Origin of the sequence: Rubellimicrobium sp. CFH 75288 (assembly GCF_009904055.1) — a bacterium.
GTDB lineage: Bacteria > Pseudomonadota > Alphaproteobacteria > Rhodobacterales > Rhodobacteraceae > Rubellimicrobium.
In genome coordinates, this window is sequence record NZ_WYDP01000005.1 from 136,506 (window position 1) to 160,984 (window position 24,479).

At 72.4% G+C, this 24,479-nt stretch carries 19 protein-coding genes, 1 tRNA gene and 1 CRISPR repeat array; of the genes, 16 read left to right on the top strand and 4 right to left on the bottom strand.

What is annotated here, in order from left to right:
* Positions 1–96 precede the first annotated feature (96 nt).
* The 10 genes from kdsA (at position 97) to cas2e (ending at position 9,499) form a co-directional block, all read left to right on the top strand.
* Positions 97–942: a 3-deoxy-8-phosphooctulonate synthase gene (gene kdsA, locus GT358_RS06415; protein WP_166581771.1), complete on the top strand. Its 846-nt coding sequence runs from the start codon at positions 97–99 to the stop codon at positions 940–942.
* A gap of 48 nt (positions 943–990) precedes the next feature.
* Positions 991–1,065 (top strand) — tRNA-Gln (locus tag GT358_RS06420).
* A gap of 142 nt (positions 1,066–1,207) precedes the next feature.
* Entirely contained in the window at positions 1,208–3,700 is a 2,493-nt protein-coding gene (gene cas3, locus GT358_RS06425) for a CRISPR-associated helicase Cas3' (RefSeq protein ID WP_166581772.1), read from the top strand.
* A 71-nt stretch (positions 3,701–3,771) separates the two neighbouring features.
* Positions 3,772–5,262 carry a type I-E CRISPR-associated protein Cse1/CasA gene (gene casA, locus GT358_RS06430; RefSeq protein WP_166581773.1) on the top strand — a complete coding sequence of 497 codons (1,491 nt, stop codon included), beginning with the start codon at positions 3,772–3,774 and terminating at the stop codon, positions 5,260–5,262.
* Complete coding sequence (gene casB, locus GT358_RS06435) at positions 5,259–5,807, top strand: type I-E CRISPR-associated protein Cse2/CasB (RefSeq protein ID WP_166581774.1); 549 nt, start codon at positions 5,259–5,261, stop codon at positions 5,805–5,807. The genes casA and casB overlap by 4 nt, the downstream gene beginning before the upstream one ends.
* The gene (gene cas7e / locus GT358_RS06440) at positions 5,804–6,880 is read left to right on the top strand and encodes a type I-E CRISPR-associated protein Cas7/Cse4/CasC (RefSeq protein WP_166581775.1); all 1,077 of its coding nucleotides are present in this window, start codon (positions 5,804–5,806) and stop codon (positions 6,878–6,880) included. Before casB ends, cas7e begins: the two co-directional genes overlap by 4 nt.
* Positions 6,873–7,574 (top strand): type I-E CRISPR-associated protein Cas5/CasD, encoded by a 702-nt coding sequence (gene cas5e / locus GT358_RS06445; protein ID WP_166581776.1) that lies wholly within the window; start codon positions 6,873–6,875, stop codon positions 7,572–7,574. The genes cas7e and cas5e overlap by 8 nt, the downstream gene beginning before the upstream one ends.
* A complete protein-coding gene (gene cas6e / locus GT358_RS06450; protein WP_166581777.1) occupies positions 7,571–8,290 on the top strand; it encodes a type I-E CRISPR-associated protein Cas6/Cse3/CasE in 720 nt (239 codons plus the stop codon). The genes cas5e and cas6e overlap by 4 nt, the downstream gene beginning before the upstream one ends.
* 2 nt (positions 8,291–8,292) lie before the next feature.
* Complete coding sequence (gene cas1e, locus GT358_RS06455; RefSeq protein ID WP_166581778.1) at positions 8,293–9,228, top strand: type I-E CRISPR-associated endonuclease Cas1e; 936 nt, start codon at positions 8,293–8,295, stop codon at positions 9,226–9,228.
* A complete protein-coding gene (cas2e, locus tag GT358_RS06460; protein WP_166581779.1) occupies positions 9,209–9,499 on the top strand; it encodes a type I-E CRISPR-associated endoribonuclease Cas2e in 291 nt (96 codons plus the stop codon). The genes cas1e and cas2e overlap by 20 nt, the downstream gene beginning before the upstream one ends.
* Positions 9,500–9,578: 79 nt before the next feature.
* Positions 9,579–12,474: direct repeats of the CRISPR family, unit length 29 nt; unit sequence CTGTTCCCCGCACCCGCGGGGATGACCCG.
* A gap of 385 nt (positions 12,475–12,859) precedes the next feature.
* On the opposite strand, the gene lsrB is transcribed toward cas2e, so the two are convergent.
* The 4 genes from lsrB to lsrA are packed head-to-tail and all read right to left on the bottom strand — an operon-like array spanning position 12,860 to position 17,403.
* Positions 12,860–13,888: an autoinducer 2 ABC transporter substrate-binding protein LsrB gene (gene lsrB / locus GT358_RS06465; RefSeq protein ID WP_166581780.1), complete on the bottom strand. Its 1,029-nt coding sequence runs from the start codon at positions 13,886–13,888 to the stop codon at positions 12,860–12,862.
* Positions 13,885–14,934 (bottom strand): autoinducer 2 import system permease LsrD, encoded by a 1,050-nt coding sequence (locus tag GT358_RS06470; protein WP_166581781.1) that lies wholly within the window; start codon positions 14,932–14,934, stop codon positions 13,885–13,887. The genes lsrB and GT358_RS06470 overlap by 4 nt, the downstream gene beginning before the upstream one ends.
* Positions 14,931–15,923 carry an autoinducer 2 ABC transporter permease LsrC gene (locus GT358_RS06475; RefSeq protein ID WP_166581782.1) on the bottom strand — a complete coding sequence of 331 codons (993 nt, stop codon included), beginning with the start codon at positions 15,921–15,923 and terminating at the stop codon, positions 14,931–14,933. Before GT358_RS06475 ends, GT358_RS06470 begins: the two co-directional genes overlap by 4 nt.
* The gene (gene lsrA, locus GT358_RS06480; RefSeq protein WP_166581783.1) at positions 15,916–17,403 is read right to left on the bottom strand and encodes an autoinducer 2 ABC transporter ATP-binding protein LsrA; all 1,488 of its coding nucleotides are present in this window, start codon (positions 17,401–17,403) and stop codon (positions 15,916–15,918) included. The genes GT358_RS06475 and lsrA overlap by 8 nt, the downstream gene beginning before the upstream one ends.
* Positions 17,404–17,570: 167 nt before the next feature.
* Between lsrA and GT358_RS06485 the strand changes: the two genes are divergently transcribed.
* From GT358_RS06485 to GT358_RS06510, 6 genes are all read left to right on the top strand, one after another.
* Positions 17,571–18,515: a sugar-binding transcriptional regulator gene (locus GT358_RS06485; protein WP_166581784.1), complete on the top strand. Its 945-nt coding sequence runs from the start codon at positions 17,571–17,573 to the stop codon at positions 18,513–18,515.
* Positions 18,512–20,047, top strand: coding sequence for an autoinducer-2 kinase (lsrK, locus tag GT358_RS06490; protein ID WP_166581785.1), 1,536 nt, complete (start codon positions 18,512–18,514; stop codon positions 20,045–20,047). The genes GT358_RS06485 and lsrK overlap by 4 nt, the downstream gene beginning before the upstream one ends.
* Positions 20,048–20,072: 25 nt before the next feature.
* The gene (locus tag GT358_RS06495) at positions 20,073–20,387 is read left to right on the top strand and encodes an antibiotic biosynthesis monooxygenase (RefSeq protein ID WP_166581786.1); all 315 of its coding nucleotides are present in this window, start codon (positions 20,073–20,075) and stop codon (positions 20,385–20,387) included.
* A gap of 280 nt (positions 20,388–20,667) precedes the next feature.
* Positions 20,668–21,522, top strand: coding sequence for a MurR/RpiR family transcriptional regulator (locus GT358_RS06500; protein ID WP_166581787.1), 855 nt, complete (start codon positions 20,668–20,670; stop codon positions 21,520–21,522).
* 16 nt (positions 21,523–21,538) lie between these two features.
* A complete protein-coding gene (locus GT358_RS06505; RefSeq protein ID WP_166581788.1) occupies positions 21,539–22,651 on the top strand; it encodes an ABC transporter substrate-binding protein in 1,113 nt (370 codons plus the stop codon).
* Between the two features lie 61 nt (positions 22,652–22,712).
* The gene (locus GT358_RS06510; protein WP_166581789.1) at positions 22,713–24,476 is read left to right on the top strand and encodes an iron ABC transporter permease; all 1,764 of its coding nucleotides are present in this window, start codon (positions 22,713–22,715) and stop codon (positions 24,474–24,476) included.
* Positions 24,477–24,479: the final 3 nt, after the last annotated feature.

The window sequence follows — 24,479 nt, forward strand, 5'->3', positions numbered from 1 at the left end:
CCGCGGATCAGGGACTTGGCAGGCGGGGGTTAAGAAAGGGTGAAGGGGGGTGACGGGGCGGGCGCAGGGCGCTAGGGACGCGCGAGGAGGTGCCCCATGACCCAGACCCAGCGCGAGGTCCGCGTCGGCCCCGTGACCTTCGGCAACGACCGCCCGCTCTGCGTGATCGCCGGGCCCTGCCAGATCGAGACGCGCGACCATGCGCTGCGCATCGCCGAGACCATGGCCGCGATCTGCGCCGCGCAGGGGGCGGGCTATGTCTTCAAGGCGAGCTACGACAAGGCCAACCGCACCGCGCTCTCGGGCCGGCGGGGGCCGGGGATGGAGGAGGGGCTGCGCGTGCTTGCGGCGGTGCGCGAGACGGTGGGCTGTCCGGTGCTGACGGATGTGCACGCGCCCGAGCAGTGCGCGCCGGCGGCCGAGGCCGTGGACATCCTGCAGATCCCCGCCTTCCTGTGCCGGCAGACGGACCTGCTGCTGGCCGCGGGGCGGACGGGGGCGGCGGTCAACGTCAAGAAGGGGCAGTTCCTGGCGCCCTGGGACATGGCGCATGTGGCCGACAAGGTGGCGAGCACGGGCAACACGCGCATCCTGCTGACCGAGCGGGGGGTGAGCTTCGGCTACAACGCGCTGGTGGCGGACATGCGCGCGCTGCCCGTGATGGCGCGGACGGGCTGGCCCGTGGTGATGGATGCCACCCATGCGGTGCAGCAGCCTGGGGGCCTGGGCGGGGCCTCGGGCGGGCAGAGGGAGTTCGCGCCCGTTCTGGCGCGCGCGGCGGTGAGCCTCGGGATCGCGGCGGTGTTCCTGGAGACGCACGAGGACCCGGACCGCGCGCCGTCCGACGGGCCGAACATGATCCCGCTGGAGCGGATGGAGGGGCTGGTCGCCTCTCTCGTGCGGTTCGACCGGCTGGCCAAGGCCGAGCCGCTGCGGGTCTGAGGGGGGCTTGCGGAGGCGGACGGGTCGGGCTATCTCCCCCGCCACTGCTGGGGCGTCGCCAAGTGGTAAGGCAGCGGTTTTTGGTACCGCCATTCCTAGGTTCGAATCCTAGCGCCCCAGCCAGTCCCCCCGCCGACCGCACCGCCGCTGTCCCGTCCGAGGGCCGGGGAACCATTGCGCCCTCGCGGCCGTCCCGCCGTCTTGACAGCCTCTCCCGGGTCGTCGTCGCTTCCGCGCGGACGAGACAGGTCGAGGAGCCGCGATCATGCCGGAGCCGTCGTTCCTGACCGACTGGCCGGGCAAGAGCGCGCCCGCGGCCGGAGGGATGGGGCATCCAGCGGTCTATCACATGCTCGACGTTGCCGCCGTGGCCGAGGTCCTGCTGCGACCCGACGCGCTGGCGCCGGAGAGGCGGGACCTGTTCGCGCTGCTGGCCGGACTCCACGATCTCGGCAAGATCGGGGCGGAGTTCCGCGCCATGCTTCGCGAAGGCCGGCGACAGACCCGTCGCCACTGGGAGGTGACCGAGCTGTGGCTGAGGCGCAACGAGGGACTGCTGCTCGGCCGCCTGGGCGGGGAGGCAGGGGCGCTGCGCGCGCTTGCGGCGGCCTGCGCGGGGCATCACGGGCAGCCGCCCTCCGCCGTCTCGGGCTTCGGCCTCGACGACTTCGCCCGCATGGAGCGGGCGGCCGGCCCCGAGGCGGCGCGCGACGCGCGGGCGGCGATCGAAGCGCTGCTCGGGCTGTGGCCGGGCGCGCGGCTGGACATGGACGTGGCGGAGGCGCAGCGGCTCAGCTGGTGGCTCTCGGGGCTGGTGACGGCGGCGGACTGGGTCGGCTCCAACCCCCATTGGTTCCCCCCCGTCGCGGCCGGCCCGGCGCCCGCGGCCTATCTGGAGAGCGCGCGGGCGCGGGCGGAGGCGGCGGTCGAGGCGGCCGGGCTGGTGCCCGGTCCGGTGCGGGACGGCACGCTCTTCGGCTTCGCGCTGCGGCCGATGCAGGCGGCCGCCGCGCGGCTGCCCCTGCGGGCTGGGCCGATGCTCGCGATCCTCGAGGACGAGACCGGAAGCGGCAAGACGGAAGCCGCCCTGATCCTCGCGCAGCGGATGCTGCGGGCAGGCAAGGGACGCGGGCTGTTCGTGGCGCTGCCGACGATGGCGACGGCAGATGCGATGTTCGCGCGCCTGCGCGACGTCGCGGGACGGCTGTTCGAGGCGCCCTCGCTCACGCTGGCGCATGGCCGGGCGGGCCTGTCCGTGCCGTTCCGGGACCTGAGGGGGCAGCCGTCCCGCAGCGACGACGCGACCTGCGCGCCCTGGCTCGCCGACGGACGGCGGCGGGCGCTGCTGGCCCAGATCGGCGTGGGGACGGTAGATCAGGCGCTGCTCGCGGTGCTGCCCACGCGCTTTGCCACGCTGCGCCAGTGGGGCCTGGCCTCGAAGATCCTGATCGTGGACGAGGTGCACGAGATGGGCCAGCCCTACATGGCCGAGGAGCTGGCGGCGCTGCTCGGGCTGCATGCCGCGCGCGGGGGGTCTGCGATCCTGCTGACGGCGACGCTGCCGCTGGACCTGCGCGCGCGGCTTTCGGCCGCCTTCGAGGAGGGGGCGGGGCGGGCAGCCGTCCCCGATCATGACCCGGCCTATCCGTCGCTCTCGGTCCCCGGCCATGCGGCGCTGCGCGACCGCGCGCCCCCCTCGGCGAAGGGGCCGGTCGCGGTCCGGCGGCTGGCCAGCACGCAGGAGGCGCTCGATCTGCTGAGCGACGCGGCCCGCGACGGCGCCGCCTGCGTCTGGATCCGCAACGCCGTGGACGAGGCCATCGCTGGCGTGGCGGCGCTGCGGGGGCGCGACGTCCCGGCGATGCTGCTCCATGCCCGCTTCGCGCTCGGTGACCGCAAGCGGCACGAGGCAGCAGCGCTGGCCCGCTTCGGCAAGGAGGGCGTGGGGCGGGAAGGCCATGTGCTGGTGGCGACGCAGGTGGTGGAGTCCTCGCTCGATCTGGATTTCGACGTCATGATCTCCGACCTTGCGCCGATGGCTGCGCTGATCCAGCGCGCAGGGCGGCTCTGGCGGCATCTCGACCGGCGGCCCGTCGCCAGCCGTCCCGTGCCGGCGCCGATCCTTCATGTCCTGTCGCCTGATCCCGCGCGGGTAGACGGGCCGCACTGGGCCGAGGCCGCGCTGGGCCGCGGCGCCTTTGTCTATCCGGTGTCCGACCTGTGGCGGACGGCCGAAGCGCTGGGCCGCGCGGGCACCATCGCGGCTCCGCACGGCCTGCGCGGGCTGATCGAGGCGGTGCATGGCGAAGGGGCCACCCCGGTGCCGCCGGCGCTGGAGGCCGCGGAGCGCGCGACACTGGGCGCAGGCCACGCCGAGCGGCACCACGCGCGGACGAACCTGCTCGACATCGCGGCGGGCTACCGGTCGAGCAAGGGCTTCGACGACGCCGATTACCCGACCCGGCTGGGCGAGCCGGTGCGGACGCTTGCGCTTGCGCGGCTGGAGGACGGCTGCCTGCGCCCATGGGCCGAGGCTGCCGACCCTGCGGAAGCTTGGGCGCTGAGCGAGGTCGCGGCCTCCGCGCGACGGCTGAAGGGATTTGCGCTGCCCGACCAGGCGGGGCCAGCCATCGCCGAGGCGACGCGCGACTGGCCTGACTGGCGGCGACGGGCCGTCACGGTCTGCCCGGTGGCGGAGGACGGGACGATCTGCGCAGGCCTGCGTTACGAGGCGGAGACCGGGCTGATGTTGTCCTGACTCCTGCGGCGGCATCATCCGCGTTGACGAACGCGTGATCGCCATGGTCTGATCCTGCCCGGGGGTTCCAAGTGGCCGCGTCGCTCAACCTCATCACCGACCCGTGGATTCCCGTCCGCACGACGGCGGGTCCCCGCACCATCCGGCCCGACCAGATCGCCGAGGCGGATGTCCTCTGGCCGGACTGGCCGCGGGCCGATCTCGAGATCGCCTGCCTCGAGCTGCTGATCGGGCTGGTCTTCCTCGCCGATCCGCCGGCGGACGCGCGGGACTGGGCGGCGCGGCGGAGACCCGATCCGGCGCGGTTGCACGAGCGCCTCGCCCCGCTCGCCCCGGCCTTCGACCTGGAGGGGGAGGGGCCGCGGTTCCTTCAGGACCTGGAGGTGCTCGGGGGCGAGCCGAGCCCGCCGGACCTGCTGTTCCTCGACAGCGCGGGCGGAAACACCGCCCGGAACAATGCCGACCTGATGGTGCGGCGCGACCGTTACCCGGCGCTGCCCCTGCCGCTCGCGGCGATGGCACTCTACGCCTTCCAGGCCTTCGCGCCCTCGGGCGGGGCCGGCAATCGCACATCGCTGCGCGGCGGCGGGCCGCTCGTCACGCTGGTCGATCCCGCGGGACAGGGCGGCGGCGGCGGCCCGCTCTGGGATCTCGTCTGGGCCAATGTGCCGGACGGAAGTCCGGCGGGGCCGGGCATCCTGCCCTGGATGCGGCCGACCCGGACCTCGGAGACGGGGCGGCAGGTCCTTCCCGGCGACGTGCATCCGGCAGAGGCCTTCTTCGGGATGCCGCGCCGTCTGCGCCTGGTGGTCGAGCAGGGCTGCGTGACGGGCGTGATCCAGCGGCCGCACGGGACGAACTATGCCGGCTGGCGGCATCCGCTGACACCCTACTACCGGATGAAGGCCGGAAGCGAGCTGCTGCCCCGCCATCCCCGCGCGGGGGCCTTCGGCTATCGCAACTGGCTGGGTACGCTGTTCGTGCGCGGCGAGGGATTGGAGGAGCGGGCGGCGGCGCTGGAAACGTTCGTCGCGCGCGGGGGTGGCCCGGGCGCGGCCGTCATCGTCGCCGGCTGGGTCATGGACAACATGAAGCCTCGCGACTTCGTCTTCTCGCGCCAGCCCCTTGTGGCGCTGCCCGAGGCGAGGCTGGCCACGCTTCTGGGGCTGGGCGAGGCGGCCGAGGAGGCCCGGGGAGCGCTGCGCCTGGCCCTCCTTCCGTTCCTCGCCGAGGGATCGGCTCTCGAGGCGCAGCTGGAATCGTTCGTCCACCGCACCGAAGGCGCGCTTCTGGCGCGGCTGCGGGATCTGGAATCGGGCCGGGAGGATGATGCGGTGGCGCGAGACTGGCTGGGAGACATGCGGAGGACCGCACTCGGGATCTTCGATGCGCTTGCGCTGCCGGGCCTCGGGACGCGCAAGCCGGAGATGGCCGAGCGGATCGTGCGCGGCCGGTCGCATCTGCTCGGGACCTTTTCCGGGCGCAGCCGGACGGGCGCGCGGCTCTACGGGCGGCTCGGCCTCGCGCCGCCGGCCGAATCCAGGCAGACGGAGGACGCATGACGCAGGACGCCCTCGCTGGTGCCGCCCGGCAATGGTGGCGCGAACGGCTTCGGGCCGATACGGGCGAAGCGCGCGGCCTGTGTGCCCGTCTGCGACGGGATGCGAATCCCGTGTCGGTCCTGTCGGAGCCGGCGGTCCATGACCTTGCCCGAGCGCTCGGCACGGCGCATCCGGGGCTGCGGGCGGAGCTGGGCGAAGCCTGGGCTGCGCGGCTTGCCGCTCTGGCCCATGTCCTGGCGGCGGTGGAGGCAGAGACGCCCGAGCCGCTGGCGCGTCTCTGGGGCGAGGGCGATCCGCCCCGGCTCTCGCGGCTGCGTTTCCAGCGGATGCTGCGCGAGACCGATGCGGTCACGCTCGCTGTCTCGGTGCGCCGGGCGCTGCCGCTGGCCGGAGATCGGTGCAACGTGGCGCGCCTCGCGCAGGATCTGCTGCGCTGGGACGAGGCCGCGCGGATCCGCTGGTGCTTCGACTATTTCGGCGGCCGGGCGCCCGAGGCTGCGGCCCCTTCCTCTGACGGACCCACTGCTCAGGACGCCCGCGCATGACCACCTTTCTCCAGTTCCATCTGCTGACGCCCTATCCCCCCTCGAACCCGAACCGCGACGATCAGGGCCGCCCCAAGGCCGCGATGCTGGGCGGTGCGCCGCGGCTGCGGCTGTCGTCGCAGGCGATCAAGCGCGCGCTGCGGATGTCGCCTGCCTTCCAGATGGGCCTCAAGGGGCATCTGGGCAGCCGGACCAAGCGGATCGGCGAGGTCGTGCAGGAGCATCTCGTGGCCAAGGGGGCCGAGCCCGACCGCGCCCGGGAGGTGGCGGCCGAGGTCGTGGTGGCCTTCGGCAAGCTCGTGGCGCCGAAGAAGGGCGAGCCGCAGCCGGCCCTGCAGACAACCCTCGCCTTCGTCTCGCCCGAGGAGCGGGCGCTGGCCCTGAGCCTGGCCGAGCGGCGTCTCGCAGGAGAGGCCCTGCCCGCGAAGCTGGAGAGCGCCGTGTTGCGCACTGCCGACGGCGCCGTGGACATCGCGATGTTCGGCCGGATGCTGGCCGATGCGCCTGACTTCGGCCGCGAGGCCGCGGTGCAGGTGGCGCATGCGATCACCACCCATGCCGCGCAGGCCGAAGACGACTGGTTCGCCGCTGTGGACGACCTCAAGACGCGCGAGGACGATGCGGGCGCGGGTCACCTGGGCGAGCACGGCTTCGGCTCGGGTGTGTTCTACCTCTATGCCTGCGTCTCCTGCGACCTGCTGATCGACAACCTGGCCGGCGATCGCGAGCTGGCCGCGCGGGGGGCCGAGGCGCTGGCCGAGGCGCTGGCCACCGCCACGCCTCGGGGCAAGCAGAACAGCCATGCCCACCACCCGCGGGCGATGCATGTCCGCGCCGAAGCAGGGACGGCGTCGCCGCGCGACCTGACGGGGGCGTTCTTCCGGCCCGTCCGTGGGGCGGACCTGCTGCGTGCCTCGGTCGAGGCGATGGAGGACATGGCCGGCCGGATCGACGCGGCCTATGGCCCCTCCGCCGATGCGGTCGAGATCATGGACGTGATGGAGGGGCGTGGCTCTCTGGCCGCGATCAAGAGCTTCGCCCGCGCCGCCGTGGAGCGGGTCGGCCGTGGGTGAGTACCTCGTCTTTACCCTGACGGCGGCGATGGCCGCGATGGGGGAGTTCGCGGGACACGAGCGGCGGGGCACGCTGGCCTGGCCAGGCCGGTCCGCCGTGCTCGGCCTTTGCGCCGCAGCTCTCGGGCTCAGGCGCGACGACCGGGAGGGACTGGCGGCGCTCGAGGCGGTGCGGACGGCCGTCGCGGTCTTCGACGAGGGCCTGCCGCTGCGCGACTTCCACACCGTGCAGACCGTTCCCGGCGCTGCGGCGAAGCGACCCGACAGCCGGCCTGCAGCGCTGACCCGGGCGGGCCGGGCCGTGCACACCACGGTCACGCTGCGCGACTACCGGACGGGAGTCCATGTCGGGGTGGCGCTCTGGGGCGCGCCGCTCGGCGCTCTGGCCGAGGCGCTGCGCCGGCCGGTCTTTCCCCTCTATTTCGGACGGAAATCCTGTCCCCTCGCGCTGCCTCCCGCGCCCCGCGTGCTGGAGGCTCCGGACCCGGTCGCCGCGCTGGCCGCACTGCCTCTGCCGCCCTGGCGCGGCGCGGCGCGGGCGCGGCTGGTAGCCTGCGACGTTGACCCGGCCCTGCCATCGGGCGGACGCATCGAGACACGGCGGGACCGTGCGCTCGACCGGGCCGGCTGGCATTTCGGGCCTCGCGAGGTGATCGTCCTCTCCCCCGATCTCCGGCTCGGGAGCACGCCGTGACGCTCTGGCTCTCGCGGCTGGTCCTGTCGCGCGCACCGGCTGCGGCGGCGCTGTCCGGGCTCGTCGATCCCGACGATCCCACCCGCGCGATGGATGCGCATCATCGCCTGCTCTGGACGTTGTTCGCCGACCATGCCGACCGGCGACGGGACTTCCTGTGGCGGGCCGACGGAGGCGGACGCTTCCTCGTGCTTTCCGCGCGGCCGCCCGACCCGGCAGGGGCCGGGCTGTTCGAGCCGCCCGAGACGAAGCCCTTTGCCCCCGACCTGCGCGCCGGAGACCGTCTCGGTTTTCTTTTGCGCGCCAATGCGACCCGGACGCGCCGCGTGGGCCCCCGGGGCGGGGACGGCAGGCCGGACGCGGTGCGGGTGGATGTCGTCATGGACGCGCTCCATGCACTGCCCCCCGGGGGGGTGTCCGACGCGCGGCGCGAGGCCCGCATGGCGCTCGCCGATCGCGAAGGCGCGGCCTGGCTCGCACGCCAAGGGCAGCGCGCGGGCTTTGCGGTGGAGACGGCGACGGCCACCGACTATTCGGTCGTGGCGCTTCCCGGCCGTCGCGGCCCGCGCAGGGGCCAGCCGCAATTCGGGATCCTCGACCTTGCCGGAACGCTGCGCGTCACGGACCCGGCCGCCCTGCTGGCCGGAATCGCGGCAGGGTTCGGGCGGGCCAAGGCCTTCGGCTGCGGCCTGATGCTGATCCGCCGAGCACCCTGAGCATGGCGCTGCCCGGCCTGCCTCCGCCGCGGCCCATTCCGCTGAAGGATCGCGCATCGCTCGTCTTCGTCGAAAGGGCGCGCCTCGATGTGCAGGACGGCGCCTTTGTCGCCGTGGAGGCCGACGGCACGCGGGTCCACGTTCCCGTGGGGGGCTTGGCCTGCCTCATGCTCGAGCCCGGCGCCCGCATCAGCCATGCCGCCGTGGCGCTCGCCGCACGGACGGGCACGCTGGTGGTCTGGGTGGGCGAGGGCGGCGTGCGGCTCTATTCGGCCGGCCAGCCGGGCGGCGCCCGGGCGGACCGCCTCCTGTGGCAGGCCGCCATCGCGCTCGACCCTGCCGCCCGCCTGCGCGTCGTCCGGCGCATGTATGCGGAGCGCTTCGGCGAGGCGGCGCCCGAGCGGCGCTCGATCGACCAGCTGCGCGGCATCGAGGGCCAGCGCGTCCGCCGCGCCTACGAGCTGCTGGCGGCGCAGCACGGCGTCGCCTGGACGCGGCGGGCCTATGACGTGGGCGACTGGGACGCCTCCGACGTTCCGAACCGGTGCCTTTCGGCCGCCACGGCCTGCCTGCACGGCCTGACCGAGGCGGCCGTGCTGGCCGCGGGCTACGCGCCCGCCATCGGCTTTCTCCACACCGGCAAGCCGCTGTCCTTCGTCTATGACATCGCCGATCTGTGGAAGCTCGACACCGTGGTGCCCGAGGCCTTTCGGGTAGCGGGGCTTGCGGCCCGGGGGCGGCTGGACATGCCACCCGAACGGGCGGTGCGCCTGGCCTGCCGCGATGCGTTCCGGCGCACGGGGCTTCTGACGCGGATCATCCCCCGGATCGAGGAGATCCTGTCGGCCGGCCAGCTGCCGCGTCCCGATCCGCCCCCTGAGGCGCTGGGGCCTGCCTTCGGAGAGGAGACGTCCGGCGATGATGGTCATCGTGGTTGAGGGCGCGCCGCCGCGGCTGCGGGGCCGGCTGGCCGCCTGGCTGCTCGAGATCCGCGCGGGCGTGTATGTGGGGGATTACTCCGCCCGCACGCGCGAGCGCATCTGGAGCGAGGTGGAAGCGTGGATCGGAGAGGGCGATGCCGTGATGGCGTGGAAGGCGCCGACCGATCAGGGCTTCGACTTTGTCACCGTGGGCCGCAACCGGCGCCGGCCGGTGGAGTTCGACGGCCTGAAGCTGGTGGCCTTCGCCCCGCCGGACCGCCCGCCTTGAACCGGCTCCACGCCGTGTCTCATCCGGTGCCGGAATTGACATCGTGAAGACCTCGTCGGAACAATGGTTTCCAGCCAGTCTGTTCCCCGCACCCGCGGGGATGACCCGGGATCGCCAACGGCCCGTACCATTCGTCGAACCTGTTCCCCGCACCCGCGGGGATGACCCGTCATCATGGCGCGCGTCGCGGACGTGATGATGCTGTTCCCCGCACCCGCGGGGATGACCCGTTCCGCACCGTCCTGGACGGCTACCTTGCCAACTGTTCCCCGCACCCGCGGGGATGACCCGGCGGCCAACCGGGTCGTCGTGATCGCCCGCGCCTGTTCCCCGCACCCGCGGGGATGACCCGGCGATGGCCCGCAACGGCGGCTCGCCGCTCTACCTGTTCCCCGCACCCGCGGGGATGACCCCGCCCCGGCCGTCACGACAGGCGCCTCCACGGCTGTTCCCCGCACCCGCGGGGATGACCCGCCATGCATGGTGCGGAAGCCGTGGGAGGCATGCTGTTCCCCGCACCCGCGGGGATGACCCGGCCGTCCGCGCCGAACCCGTCGCCGCCCTCTACTGTTCCCCGCACCCGCGGGGATGACCCGATCCCCGGCCTCATGGACAACCTGCGGGCGCACTGTTCCCCGCACCCGCGGGGATGACCCGACAGACGACCCGCAGCCACGAAATCCTCGATACTGTTCCCCGCACCCGCGGGGATGACCCGGGGGGGCTGCGCTACCTCGCCGTCCTGACCCGCTGTTCCCCGCACCCGCGGGGATGACCCGCCCCTTTTTACGGCTCATCAGCCCCGTCCTCACTGTTCCCCGCACCCGCGGGGATGACCCGCCATGCCCCCGCCATCAGGTTCGCTCGCGCATCTGTTCCCCGCACCCGCGGGGATGACCCGGCTTGGGAGGCGGAACAGCGCGCGGCGGGGATCTGTTCCCCGCACCCGCGGGGATGACCCGGCGGCCTGCGCGCGCGAGCTGTGGTCGCAATGCTGTTCCCCGCACCCGCGGGGATGACCCGATCGCCTCGACCAGCCTCTCCTCGGCCGTATCCTGTTCCCCGCACCCGCGGGGATGACCCGAACCTCAACATCCCGGAGCCGGAACGACCGCCCTGTTCCCCGCACCCGCGGGGATGACCCGCTCGCGACGGTCGGCGCCCCGGTGTCCCACGGCTGTTCCCCGCACCCGCGGGGATGACCCGCGGCCGCTTCTCCTGGAACACGAACAGCCACCCTGTTCCCCGCACCCGCGGGGATGACCCGGCACGAGAAAAGTGCCGCCCCCGTGGCCGGGGCTGTTCCCCGCACCCGCGGGGATGACCCGCCATTCATGCTGCTGACCTACGACGTCGAACTCTGTTCCCCGCACCCGCGGGGATGACCCGCAGGATGACGCGCTGCCCGGCCGTGTAGGCGGCTGTTCCCCGCACCCGCGGGGATGACCCGCTGGATCTTCCTGGCCTCCGGAGCCCTCAGGTCTGTTCCCCGCACCCGCGGGGATGACCCGGCCATCACGCGATGCGCGGGGATGATGATGCGCTGTTCCCCGCACCCGCGGGGATGACCCGCCGGTCATGCCCCCGCACATGGCCCCGCCTCCCTGTTCCCCGCACCCGCGGGGATGACCCGAACGTCACGGACGGCGCGAACTCGGGCGGCGACTGTTCCCCGCACCCGCGGGGATGACCCGTGGGACTCGAAAGCTGGGGTCATGCCCCCGCACTGTTCCCCGCACCCGCGGGGATGACCCGTCCATGCCGGCCCGCCGCAGGGCGAGCGGTACCTGTTCCCCGCACCCGCGGGGATGACCCTCTGGCGCGGGGGTTCTTCGGCGGCTCCCGGCACTGTTCCCCGCACCCGCGGGGATGACCCGGATTTCCGCCGGTTGGCGTCGCTCTTGGCCCGCTGTTCCCCGCACCCGCGGGGATGACCCGGGAGATACATCGAGGACGACATGGGAGAGACTCTGTTCCCCGCACCCGCGGGGATGACCCGCAGGACGGCCCGCCCGGCAGCTTCCGCTACTTCTGTTCCCCGCACCCGCGGGGATGACCCGGCGCTTCAGGTTCTTCCCTGTCCATCCACCATCTGTTCCCCGCACCCGCGGGGATGACCCGATTTGATCCCTGAGGTCCTTGGGCATGAGGTCCTGTTCCCCGCACCCGCGGGGATGACCCGACGTTCATCAGGTCGAAATCGCTGCGGCCCGTCTGTTCCCCGCACCCGCGGGGATGACCCGGTCGGGCGCCTTGACTTGGGTGATGGTGCCGGCTGTTCCCCGCACCCGCGGGGATGACCCGGCGTCGGCGGAGGCGATGGCGAAGGCGAGGGCCTGTTCCCCGCACCCGCGGGGATGACCCGATGCCAAGGAGATTTACCGACGCGACTACTGGCTGTTCCCCGCACCCGCGGGGATGACCCGCACGTTGCAGGCGGTATGCGCCGCCTTTGGCCCTGTTCCCCGCACCCGCGGGGATGACCCGGCGCGGCAGGAGGCGATGCTGTGAGGCGCCCCCTGTTCCCCGCACCCGCGGGGATGACCCGCGTTTCGCCTCGACGGCAGGCCAGTCGCGAGGCTGTTCCCCGCACCCGCGGGGATGACCCGGGGGCCGCCTCACGGCAGCCCCCTTGCTTGGGCTGTTCCCCGCACCCGCGGGGATGACCCGCTGCGCGAAGTCGTCGAGGACCTGCCGCGACGCTGTTCCCCGCACCCGCGGGGATGACCCGTCCAGCAACAGCACGAATCCGTCTGACGCGCGCTGTTCCCCGCACCCGCGGGGATGACCCGCCGCTGCCGCCGCCGCGCGGTGGGCCGAGGCCCTGTTCCCCGCACCCGCGGGGATGACCCGGCGGTCTTGGTGCCCGGATCTGTGCAGCCCTTCTGTTCCCCGCACCCGCGGGGATGACCCGATCGTCGGGGGCCAGGCCGACATGCAGGAAGCCTGTTCCCCGCACCCGCGAGGATGACCCGCCTGGTGCCCGCAACTTACCGCCAGTGCGGACCTCGTCGCCTGTCCGGCCCAGCCCGAGCACGCCCTCTTGCGGCCCTCGCACGGCCCGTAGAGGGAGGTCGGGAGTGGAGGGCCTGCCGGGGCGCCGATGTCGGCCGAGACCTCTGCGAAAGGGGGCGCCGATCCTGACCGGGATATCGCCCCCGCCGTGCAGCGGGAGGTCGTGTCCTGGCAGATGGGTCGCGCGGTATGGATGGGACGCCCGATCGGGATAGACAGGCCGCGATGCTGCGCCGCCGCCGTGGCGGCGTCTTCGCGCCGGACCGTCGGGATCGCAGGGGCGTTCCCTCTCGGACGGCGGGGGCCGGCGGGCCGGCCCCCGGGGATGGCAGGCGACGGACCTGCTCAGAAGTCGAAGTCGTTGATGTTCTCGCGCGTGAACACGGTGCGCTCGGGCAGCAGGATGATGCCATTGCCCTCGGCCTCGTAATCGTAGCCCTGGACCGAGTTCGGCGAGACCTCGACCGTGCCGATCCCCTCGATCTCGAGCGTGTCGCCGACGTTCAGCGGGCCGTTCTCGAGCACGTGCGCCGCCACTGCGACCGCAATCGCGCCCTGCTGGGTCACGTCCCACAGGCCGAAGCGCTTGACCGTGTCGCGCTCCACATAGGGGCGCATCACGTTGGGCGTCGAGAAGCCGACGATCGTCACGTCGCCCGCGCGGCCCAGGTTCTCGGCCGCCTGCGCGGCCGCGGGCAGCGCGTTGGCGTCGGGCGCGATGATGGCGTCGAGCTCGGGATAGGCCTGCAGGATGCCCTCGGCAGTCTGAAGCGACTGCTGGGCGTCGTTGTAGCCGAACTCGGTCGTGACGATCTCCCAGTTGGGGTATTCGGCGGCGATCTTCTCGCGCGCCGCGGCGACCCAGGCGTTCTGGTCGGTCACGGTCGGCGAGGAGTAGAAGAAGGCGACCTGCCGCGGCGCGTCCGCCGCGCCGCCGTCCTCGGCCATGCCCTCGGCCGCCATCTCCACCAGCAGGCCGCCGAGCTGCTCGGGCGTGCCCTGGTTGATGTAGTAGGAGCGGCATTCCGGGTTCACGTCGCTGTCCCAGGTCATCACCAGCACGCCGCGGGCCATTGCCTGCTGGAGCGCCGGGCAGAGCCCGTCGGGCGAGACCGACGAGACGATGACGGCGTCGTAGCCCTGGTTGACGAAGTTGTTGATGAACTGGACCTGTCCCGAGACCGACGGCTCGGCCGGTCCGTCATAGGTGACGTTGACGCCCAGCCGCTCCCCCTCGGCCACGGCGCCCGCGCCCCCGGATGTGAAGAAGCCCACGCCGACGAGCTTCGGGATGAAGGCGATGTCCTGCGCCCAGGCGGCCGGCGCCAGCCCCGCCAGCAGTGCCGCCCCGGCGATTTGCGATAGTGCTCTCATCTCTCTTCTCCTCCTCCAAGAGATTCCGTTTGCACGGCGGGCGGGCCGCCGAATTGGCGCCCCGCGGCGAGCAGCCGGCGCGGCGGGAGACGGTCGCGCAACAGCGCCCCCACCTGCCGGGCAGCGACGACGGCGACGAGCAGGGCTCCGGCCAGTGCCGCCGAGACCTGGGTGGGCACGCCGCTCATCTGAAGGCCCTGCTGCAGGTAACCGATCAGGAACACGCCCAGCACGGTGCCCACGACCGATCCGCTGCCGCCATAGATGGAAGCCCCCCCGAGCACCGCCGCGGTCACGGCGGGCAGCAGCGTGGCCGATCCGAGATCGACCCGCGCCGCCCCAAAATAGGCGGTGAGCATCAGGCCCGTGACCGCCGCGGCGAGGCCCGTGAGGACATAGGTAAGCGCCTGGACCCGGTCCACCGGCAGGCCGGCATGGCGGGCAGCGTCCTCGTTCTGCCCGACAAGCACCATCAGCCGGCCCAGACGGCTGGCATGAAGCAGGATGGCGAGCAGGGCCGAGAGGACGAGAAAGGTGAGGAGCGGCAGCGGCAGGCCCAGCAGGGTGGCATAGCCCAGCGCGGTGAAGCCCGGCGGGAATCCGCCGATCCCCTCGTAGCCCTGGGCGCCGATCAGTCCCGACAGGACGGTGGCCGCGCCCGAGAACAGATAGAGGGTTCCCAGCGTGATGACGAGCGGCTGGAGACGGGTGGCGCGGATCATCGCCGCGTTGAACAGCCCCGCCGCCGCCCCGGCCGCCAGCGCCGCGAGCGCCGCCAGCGGGACCGGCGCGCCGGCGTGGTGGGCCAGCCCGAAGCAGATCGCGCAGAGGCCGATCGTGGAGGCAAAGCTCACGTCGATCCCGCCGGCGATGATGACGAGCGTCAGCGGCACCGCCACCATGCCGATATGGACGAAGTCCGACGTGCCGAAGAGCAGGCTTGCCGGGCGCAGGAAGCGCGGGTTGATTAGGCCGAAGATCAGGATCTCGGCCACGAGCAGCAGCAGGAGAGCGACCTCCCAGCGGCGGGCCAGGCGCAGGATCATCGCGCGCCATCCCGCCCGGCATGGCCGTGGCGCAGCCGGGCGGCGCGGTCGCGCGCGGCGAGCGCAAGGCGCACCCGCCCGTCGAGCAACAGCACACCGAGCAGCACCGCCCCGGCGATGAGGTCATTCCAGTAGGCCGGCACGCGCAGGAACACGAGGGCGGTATCGACCGCCGTCAGGAACACCACGCCCACCACGGCCCCGGCGACCGTGCCGCTGCCGCCGAGCAGGCTCACGCCGCCCAGAACGAGCGCCGCGATGGCGCGCAGCTCGGTCCCCGTTCCGGCCTGGTTGGGGATGAAGCCGATCTGGGCCGCATAGACGAGGCCCGCGGCGGCGGCGCAGAGCCCCGACCAGCCGAAGGCCAGCGCCTCGATCCGCCGCACGGGCAGGCCCAGATGCCGCGCCGCCTCGCGGTTGTCGCCGACGGCGGCGACCCACTGGCCGCGGCGCGTGGCCAGCGCCAGCGCGAGGCCCGCGGCCAGCGCGATCGTCGCGAGCCCGAGAGGCGAGATCCCCAGCGCCCCGCGTGCCGCGAGCGCCTTGAGATCCTGCGGCAGGTTCTCGATCCAGCGCCCGCCGGTCGCGATGAGCATCAGACCGCGATAAAGCCCCAGCGTGCCGAGCGTCGCCACGATGGAGGGCACGCCCAGACCGACGACGAGCAGACCGTTGAGCAGGCCGCAGCCGAGGCCCGTCAGTAGCCCCAGCGCGATCGACGGGGCCAGACCCAGACCCGCGTTCAGCGACAGCCCGAGAACGGCCGCCGACAGGCCGAGCATGGAGCCGCCCGAGACGTCGATGTTGCGCGTGAGCAGGACCGGCAGCAGCCCGAGCGAGAGCAGCAGCAGCACGAGCGCGCTCGACCATACGCTGCCCAGCGTTGCGGCGGTCAGGAAGCCCGGCGCGAGCAGGCCCAGGACGGCCAAGGCTCCGCCGGCGACGAGAAGCAGCGACAGCACTCGGTTGCGCAGGAGCCGCTCAAACATGGGCCGCCACCCCCCTGCCGGCCGTCGCGGCGCCGAAAGCCAGTGCCGCGATGGATTCGGGGGACGCGCCGGCGGGCAATTCCCCCGCGAGCCGCCCGCCGGCCATGACGGCGATGCGGTGGGACAGGCGGACGATCTCGTCGAAGTCCGACGAGATCAGCAGCACCGCCGTGCCCGACGCGGCCAGACGCTCAATCAGGCCATAGATGTCCTGGCGTGCCGCCGCGTCGACGCCGCGGGTCGGCTCGTCGAGGATGAGCACCCGCGGCCCGACGGCCAGACACTTGGCCAGCAGAACCTTCTGCTGGTTGCCCCCCGACAGCCGGCCGACTGCCTGCCAGGGGCCTGTGCAGCGGATGCCGAGCGAGCGGCGATACTCCTCGAAGCGGGATGCCTCGCGGCGCGGGCGCAGCAGGAGGGGCAGCCTGTGCACCATCAGCGACGACAGATTCACCGCATTGGCCGCCTCGAGGAAGAGCCCGTGCCGCTGCCGGTCCTCGGCCAGCAGCACGAGGCCCGCCTCCGCGGCCCGGCGGGGCGACCAGGCGGCCGGGCGCGGCGCGCCTGCGAGGCGCACCGTGCCGGCGGCCAGCGGGCGCAGCCCGACAAGGGTCTCGGCCAGCTCGGTGCGCCCGGCGCCCACCACGCCTGCGAGACCGAGCACCTCGCCCGGTGCGAGGGCGAGCGAAACGTCCGAGAACCCCTCTCCCGAGACCCCGTCGAGCCGCAGCGCCTCGCCGGTCCCGCCCGGCGGCACGGACCGCGTGGCGGCGCCTGCCGCGAGACCGGGGCTCATCGCGGCGAGGATCGACTCGTCCGAGAACCTCGCCATCGGCCCGGACAACACCACCATGCCGTCGCGCAGCACCGTGATGCGGTCGCTGACCGCCCGCAACTCGTGCAGCTTGTGCGAGATGAAGACCTGCCCCACTCCAGCCTCCCGCAGGGCGCGCATCCGGTCGAAGAGGGCGCCCGCCTCGTGCGGGGTGAGCGCGGAGGTCGGCTCGTCGAAGACGAGCACGCGCGCCTCGCGCAGCAGGCCGCGCAGGATCTCGACGATCTGGCGGTCGGCCACCTCGAGGGTCGCGCCGCGCGCCCCAAGCGGCAGGTCGACGCCGAGGCCGCGCGCGAGCTCCGCCACACGGGCAGCATAGGCGCGGGGCGGCAGCGGCATGCCCATGGCGACGTTCTCGAGGACCGTGCGGTGAGCGAAGAGGTGGGTTTCCTGCGGCACGAGATAGAGGCCGGAGGCATGGGCCGCCTGAGGCTGGCTGGAGAGAAGCCGACGGCCGCCGATCAGCACCTGTCCCGCTGTCGGAGCGACGAGCCCCGACAGGATCTTCATCAGGGTGGATTTGCCCGCGCCGTTTCCGCCCAGCAGCGCGTGGATCTCGCCTGTCCGCACGGCGAAGTCCACGCCGCGCAGGACCGGAACACCGGCATAGGACTTGGTGATGCCCTGGAGTTCGGCGAGGATCATGTACTGGTCAGCTTGAACAGTTGCTTCTTACCAAATCATCTGTTCACCGCTGACTGGACCTGTCAATCGTAAAGTTATTTGTGTTCCATATGCAGTTGGCTTGACGCGAGTCGGTTAGCTGTTCATGTGTGATAAGTGAAAACAAGTGTGCGACATCAAGGGCTCCGATGAACGAGGATCGCATTGAGGTCGAGGCGGACGAGGGTCTCATGGCCCGTATCGCCTGGCTCTACTACAATGACGGCCTCACCCAGAGCGAGCTGGGCGAGATGTTCAACCTCTCGCGCGTCAAGGTCTCCCGCCTGCTGGAGGCCGGACGTGCCGCGGGCCTAATCCAGGTCAGGATCAACTCGCGCCATCACGGCGCGATCGAGGCCGAGCGGCGCCTGCAGGAGTGTTTCGCGATCGCCGATTGCCGGGTGATCCCGGACGGCCCCGGGACACCCGTGGCCGAGCGTCTGGGCGAGGCAGCGGCGCAATACCTGATGGAGAAGCTGCGCCCCGGTCAGCTTCTGGCGGTCGGCTGGGGCGAGACGGTCTCGGCCTCCATCCGCAAGCTGGGCTATGTCGCGCAGGAGCGCGGCGTCGGGGTCGTATCGCTCACGGGGGGGGTACGCACCTATGTGGAGGGGATGCGGCGGGCCAACTGGGACCATACCGTCAGCATCATCCCCGCCCCCCTGATCGTCGGCAGCCCCGCCCTCGCTGCGGCGCTGATGGCCGAGCCCTCCGTCTCAGCGCTCATGGACATGGCGATCGATGCGGACTTCAAGCTGGTGGGGATCGGCGCCATCGACGAGAGGGCAACGGTCGTGACCCATGGCTTCATCCCGCCGACCGACATCGAGCCGATGCGCCGCCGTGGCGCGGTAGGCGACATCCTGTGCCGCTTCTTCGACCGCGAGGGTGCGGTGCTCGACCTGCCGCTCCACGACCGCGTCGTGGGCGTGAACCTCGACCGGTTGCGCGGAGCAAGCCGGGTCATCGGAGCGGCCGGCGGCCGGAGCAAGGTGCCCGCCATCCGCGCGGCGCTGAGGGGCGGCATCGTGGACATCCTCATCACCGACGAGGCGACGGCGCTGGCGCTGCTGGCGGAGGAGGAGGCGTCGTGAAGGGTCCCTACACGCTGGTCTTCGACGCCGGCACCGGCAGCGGCCGGGCGGTGATCTTCGACGGCGCGGGCCGCGAGGTGGCGGCGGAAGCCCGAGAATGGTGGCACCGCGGCGACCCCGCCCATCCGGGGGCCATGGATTTCGACTGCAAGGGCAACTGGGCGATCCTGACGGAGTGCGCGCGCGCCGCCCTGGCGCGCGCCGGGATCGCCCCCGCTGCCATCGCCGCCCTGTCGGCCACGTCCATGCGCGAGGCCTTCGTGCTGCACGACGCGGACGGTGCGGAACTGTGGGCCTGCGCCAACGTGGACGCGCGGGCAGACGCCCAAGTGCGCCGGCTGCGCGAGACGCATCCAGGTCTCGAGCGCAGGCTCTATCTCGCTTCGGGCCAGACCTATGCGCTGGGCGCGCTGCCCCGGCTCCTGTGGCTGCGCGAGCACCGGACCGACCTGCTCGACCGGGCGGCGGCGCTCACCATGCTGTCGGACTGGATCCTCTACCGCCTGAGCGGCGCGCTCGTGTCCGAACCCTCGAATGCCGGCACGACCGGCCTGCTGCGCCTGTCGGACCGCTCCGTGATTGCCGAGGCGCTCGCCCCGGCAGGGCTGGGGCCGGAAATCGTGCCGCCGCGCGTGCAGAGCGGCGAGGTCGTGGGCCGTCTCTCCGCGCAGGCGGCCGAGGCTTGCGGCCTGCCCGCCGGCATCCCGGTCGTGGCGGGCGGCGGCGACTGCCAGATCGGCACGCTGGGCCTCGGCCTTGTCGAGGAGGGGCAGGCCGCAATCCTCGGCGGCACGTTCTGGCAAGGAGTGGTGAACGTTGCGACGGGTCTCGAGGATCCGTCGATGCGGCTGCGGATCAATCCGCATGTCCTGCCCAGCCTCGACCAAGCGGAGGCAATCAGCTTCTTCACCGGGGCGGTCATGCGCTGGTGCCGCGACGCGCTGGGAGGCGGGCTGGACTATGCAGCGCTGGAGGCTGCCGCCGCCGCCGTGCCGCCCGGTGCCTACGGGATCATTCCGGTCTTCTCGGACGTCATGCGCTACGGCGCGTGGATCCATGCCGCGCCCTCGCTGCTCAACCTGCCGCTCGATCCCGAGCGTGGGGGGCCTGCCGCGATCTTTCGCGCGCTGCAGGAGAACGCCGCCATCGTCGCGGCGCGCAACCTCGCCACGGTGACGGAGCTGACCGGCCACCGGCCCGCAGGACTTCTTTTCGCCGGCGGCGCCGCGCGCTCGCGCGGATGGGCGCAGATCCTCGCCGACGTGACGGGGCTGCCGGTCGCCACGGCCCGCGTCAAGGAAGCCACGGCGCTCGGCTGCGCCTGTGCGGCGGCCACCGGCATCGGGGCCTTCGCCTCGCTCGCGGAGGCCGGGCTGGCCTGGAGCGCCGTCGAGGACCGCTTCGAGCCCGACCCCTCGCTCCGCGGCCTCTACGACGAGGCGGCGGGCCGCTGGGAAGCGGCCTATGCCGCGCAGATGGCGCTGGTGCGGGACGGCGTCACGACAGCCATGTGGCGCGCGCCCGGAACGTGAATCCCGCAACAGGACAGGACCAGACATGCTCGTTCAACTGGTGAACATCCGGGTGCGCCCGGGCCATCGCGACGCCTTTGTCGAGGCGTTCCGCATCAACTGCGAGGGCAGCCGCCGAGAGCCGGGCAACCTGCGCTTCGACCTGCTGTGCGATCCCGAGGACGACCACAACTTCTTCGTCTACGAGGTCTTCCGCGACGAGGCGGCGCTGGAGGCGCACCGGCAGACGGATCATTACCGGCGCTGCGTCGCGCTGATCGGGCCGATCACGCTGGGCGACCGCAGCAAGCGCTATTTCCGCCCCGTCCTCGTGGACGAGGCCCCGCTCGCCGCCCTCTGAGGGACGGGGAAGCGAGGCACGACCGGCCCCCGCGACAGCGGGAGGGCGGCCGTCGTGGCCAGCCGGATCACGCCAGACGAGGCCATGCCGATCCGCCCGCCGGAGCGGCGACGGGCGCCGGCGGGGGACGGACGATCCCGGCCGGACGGGCGGCGGCCCGCTCTCCCCGGAGCGGACGGTCCCGGGGCGGCTGCCGCGGGTTGCCGGTTCATGCAAATGGACTTGCATTCTGTATGTTGTCGTGCAAATCTTCCTTGCACAGACCGTCGCGGAGTGCCCGATGTCCGAGCCGCCCCGGAGCCAGTTCGCCGCGAGCCTGCGGGCGCAGGCCGGGCGGCTCACGGCGGCGGAGCGCCGGCTGGTGGACATGGTGCTGAGCGAGCCCCGGGAGGCGGCGCTCGGGACGGTGAGCGATCTCGCCCGCGGGGCGGGAGTGCATGAGGCCACCGTCTCGCGGCTCGCGCGCAAGCTGGGATTTGACGGCTTTCCGGCCTTCCGTCAGGCGCTGCAGGCGGAGTTCATCCCCTCGCGCGAGACGGCCACGCGCCTGCAGCGCACGCTGGAAGGGGCCGAGGCGGGCGGCGTGCTGGCCACGCTGGTCGCGCAGGAGATCGAGGGGCTGTCGGGTCTTCTCGCCCATCTCGACGACGGGCTGATCCGCGAGGCGGCCGCGCGGCTGATGGCGGCGCGGCGCGTCTATGTCTTCGCGCGCGGCAATGCCGAGATCCTCGCGCTGATGATGCAGAAGCGCCTGCAGCGCTTCGGCCGCGACGTCCACCGCCTCGGGGGCGATTCGCGCGATCTGGCCGAGCAGGTGCTGGGGATGGGGGCGGGCGACCTGGTGCTGGTCTATGCCTTTCGCCGCCAGCCGCGCCATTACGCGCCGCTGATCGGTCATGCCCGCGAGGCGGGGGCGGCAAGCCTGGCGATCACCGGGCTGTCCGGGCACCATCTGTCCCCCCCGCCCGACCTCCTTCTGGCGGCCCCGCGCTCGGGCGAGCGGCAGGCCTTCCAGACCCTCACGGTGCCGATGGCGATCTCGAACGCCATCGTCATCGCCGCAGCAGCCCTGGCCGACACGCAGGCGTTGCAGGCGCTCGATCGACTGGGCGCCGTCATTCAGCGATTCGAGTGACTCCACGGAGGAATCCATGAGACAGCCCACGATCGCCGCCCTCCTGGCGCTGCTGGCCGCGGCGCCGGCACTGGCGCAGGACATCGACGCCATGTCCCCCGAAGAGCTCCTGCCGCTGGCGCAGGAGGAGGGGCAGGTCGTCGTCTATTCCTTCACCTCGCGCATCGCGCGGGTCGAGCAGGCCTTCGAGGAGGCCTATCCTGGCATCGACCTGATCGGCTACGACATCTCCTCGACCGAACAGATCGCGCGGCTGCAGGCCGAGGCGGCCGCGGGGACGGTCAATGCGGACGTGGTCTACATCTCGGACGCGCCGGTGGCCGTGCCCGCGCTGGTCGAGACCGGCATCCTCGTCAACTACGTGCCCCCGCGCGTCGCCGACCGGCTGCCGGACGAGGCCAAGGCGCCGCTCCTGTCCAACCGTCTCTCGACCAAGGTCCTGATGTACAACGAGGAGGCCCATCCCGACGGCTCTCCGGTGACCAATCTCTGGCAGCTCACCCGGCCCGAATGGCGGGGTCGGGTGCTGATGGTCGATCCGCTCCAGCGCGGGGATTATCTCGACCTGATGACCGAAATCGTCCTGCGATCGGACGAGATGGCCGAAGCCTACGAGGCCGAGTTCGGCGAGCCCATCGACCTCGGGGATGCTCCCGATGCGGGGACCCGGTTCATCGAGGACCTGTTCGCCAACGACGTGATCCTGGTCAGCTCCACCGACGACGTGAATGCCGCGGTGGGCGCGCTCGGACAGGAGAACCCGCCCGTGGGCTTCACGAGCTATTCCGACCGGCGCGACAACGAGGACGAGGGCTGGGCGCTGCAGGTGGCCAACGATGTCGAGCCCGCCAACGGGATCATCTTTCCGGCCGTCCTCGGCATCGCCGCCAACGCGCCCCATCCCCATGCGGCGCGGCTGCTCATCGACTTCATGATGGGCGACGACAGCGAGACGGGGGGCCCCGGCTATGCACCCTTCTACGTCGCGGGCGACTATGCCACCCGCACCGACATCGTGCCCCACCCGGATGCCGTGCCGCTGGACGAGTTCCGCGCCTGGCGGATCGACCCCGTGGCCACCGCCGCGATCCGGGGCGAGGTCGGGGACCTGATCCTGACGCTGCAATGAGCCTCACGCGGCCCGGCGGGCCTGTCTCCGCCGGGCCGCCCGTCCCCGGAGCCCCGCCGCCATGACCCAGGCCGTCCTCGATGATCCGCCGCTGCGCCATGCCGCCGGACGCCGGCGGTGGCTCGCCCCCGGAACGGGGCTCAAGCTGGTCGTGCTGGGGCTGCTCGCGCTGCTCATCGTCATGCCGCTCCTCTCGACGGTGCTGTTCACCCTGACCGAGGAGTCGCGCGGGGCCTGGGGCGACGTGCTCGCCGGGCGGCTGTCGCGTGCCCTGTTCTGGCAGCCCCTGCTCAACACGCTGGTCATCGGGGTGGTCGTCTCGGTGGCCTGCGTGCTGCTGGGCGGGTTTCTGGCCTGGCTCGTGGTGATGACGGACATCCCGTTCCGGCGGACCATCGGGGTGATGGCGACGCTGCCCTTCATGATCCCGTCCTTCGCCTCGGCGCTGGCCTGGGGGTCGCTGTTCCGCAACGGGCGGCTGGGCGGCCGCGTGGGCTGGCTCGAGGGCATGGGGTTCAGCGTGCCCGACTGGCTGGCCTGGGGGATGGTGCCCACGCTCGTCGTGCTGTCGCTGCACTATTTCAGCCTCGCCTTCACGATCATCGCGGCGGCGCTGGCGACCGTCAGCTCCGACCTCGTGGAGGCGGCGCAGATTGCAGGCGCGAGGGGGCGGCGCATCCTGATGGGCATCGTGCTGCCCGTCGTCACCCCCGCCCTGGTCGCGGCCGGATCGCTCTGCTTCGCGGGCGCGGTGTCGAACTTCGCCACGCCTGCCCTTCTCGGCCTGCCCGTGCGGATGCAGACCCTCGCCACCCGGCTCTACGGGATGATCTCGGTCGGCCAGACGGCGCGGGGCTATGTGATCGGCATCCTGCTCGTGCTGATCTCGGCCGCCGTGCTCTGGGCGGCGAACCGCGCGGTCTCAGGCCGGCGCAGCTATGCCACGATCACCGGCAAGGGCGGGCGGGCCAAGCGCTTCGCGCTGGGCCGTGCGCGCCTTCCGCTGCTGCTCGTCGCCGCCCTGATCCTCGCCTGCGCCACGGTCGTGCCCGTGATCGTGCTGTTCGCCTCCTCCCTTGCCCCGTCGAGCGCGGCGCTCTTTTCCAACTGGACCGTGCATTACTGGATCGGCGAATCGAACCCCGCCATCGCGCAGGGCATTCCCGGCATCGTTCACAATCCCGACATCCTGCGCGCGATCACCGTGACGCTGACGCTGGGCGTCGCCGTGGCCGGTGCGGGGATGGCGCTGGGGCTGCTTGCGGCCTATGCGACGGCCCGCTCGCGCGCGGGCTGGCTCTCGGCCACGATCACGCAGGTGTCCTTTCTGCCGCTCCTCGTGCCCGGCATCGCCTTCGGGGCGGCCTACATCGCCTGGGCCGGCGCCCCCATCGGCCCCTTTCCGGCGCTCTACGGCACGTTCCTTCTGCTCGTGATCGCGGGCACGGCCTATCTGGTGCCCTTCTCCGTCCAGACGGGGCGGGCCGTGATCCAGCAGGTCTCGGGCGAGCTCGACGAGAGCGCGCGGCTGACCGGAGCGGGGCTGGCGCGCCGGCTCTGGGCGATCACGGTGCCTTTGGCCGTGCGGGGCCTCGCGGCCGGGGGAATCCTGATCTTCGTCAAGATCATCCGCGACCTGTCGCTGGTCGTGCTGCTGTTCACGCCGACCATGCCCGTCATGTCGGTCCTGGCCTACCGCTACGCCTCCGAAGGCTTCACCCAGTTCGCCAACGCCATCACCTGCGTCATCCTCGTCCTGTCGGTCGCCGCCACGCTCCTGGCCGAGCGGCTGCAGGCCCGGTCGCAGCCCTGGCTCAAGTCCTGAGGT

Excerpts from the sequence above, each read along its gene's own strand:
- cas3 (WP_166581772.1), top strand. The coding sequence starts at position 1,208 with ATGCCGGAGCCGTCGTTCCTGACCGACTGGCCGGGCAAGAGCGCGCCC.
- GT358_RS06485 (WP_166581784.1), top strand. The coding sequence starts at position 17,571 with ATGAACGAGGATCGCATTGAGGTCGAGGCGGACGAGGGTCTCATGGCC.
- GT358_RS06475 (WP_166581782.1), bottom strand. The coding sequence starts at position 15,923 with ATGTTTGAGCGGCTCCTGCGCAACCGAGTGCTGTCGCTGCTTCTCGTC.
- GT358_RS06495 (WP_166581786.1), top strand. The coding sequence starts at position 20,073 with ATGCTCGTTCAACTGGTGAACATCCGGGTGCGCCCGGGCCATCGCGAC.
- cas7e (WP_166581775.1), top strand. The coding sequence starts at position 5,804 with ATGACCACCTTTCTCCAGTTCCATCTGCTGACGCCCTATCCCCCCTCG.
- cas2e (WP_166581779.1), top strand. The coding sequence starts at position 9,209 with ATGATGGTCATCGTGGTTGAGGGCGCGCCGCCGCGGCTGCGGGGCCGG.
- kdsA (WP_166581771.1), top strand. The coding sequence starts at position 97 with ATGACCCAGACCCAGCGCGAGGTCCGCGTCGGCCCCGTGACCTTCGGC.
- casB (WP_166581774.1), top strand. The coding sequence starts at position 5,259 with ATGACGCAGGACGCCCTCGCTGGTGCCGCCCGGCAATGGTGGCGCGAA.
- GT358_RS06505 (WP_166581788.1), top strand. The coding sequence starts at position 21,539 with ATGAGACAGCCCACGATCGCCGCCCTCCTGGCGCTGCTGGCCGCGGCG.
- lsrB (WP_166581780.1), bottom strand. The coding sequence starts at position 13,888 with ATGAGAGCACTATCGCAAATCGCCGGGGCGGCACTGCTGGCGGGGCTG.
- cas1e (WP_166581778.1), top strand. The coding sequence starts at position 8,293 with ATGGCGCTGCCCGGCCTGCCTCCGCCGCGGCCCATTCCGCTGAAGGAT.
- GT358_RS06470 (WP_166581781.1), bottom strand. The coding sequence starts at position 14,934 with ATGATCCTGCGCCTGGCCCGCCGCTGGGAGGTCGCTCTCCTGCTGCTG.
- GT358_RS06500 (WP_166581787.1), top strand. The coding sequence starts at position 20,668 with ATGTCCGAGCCGCCCCGGAGCCAGTTCGCCGCGAGCCTGCGGGCGCAG.
- lsrA (WP_166581783.1), bottom strand. The coding sequence starts at position 17,403 with ATGATCCTCGCCGAACTCCAGGGCATCACCAAGTCCTATGCCGGTGTT.
- GT358_RS06510 (WP_166581789.1), top strand. The coding sequence starts at position 22,713 with ATGACCCAGGCCGTCCTCGATGATCCGCCGCTGCGCCATGCCGCCGGA.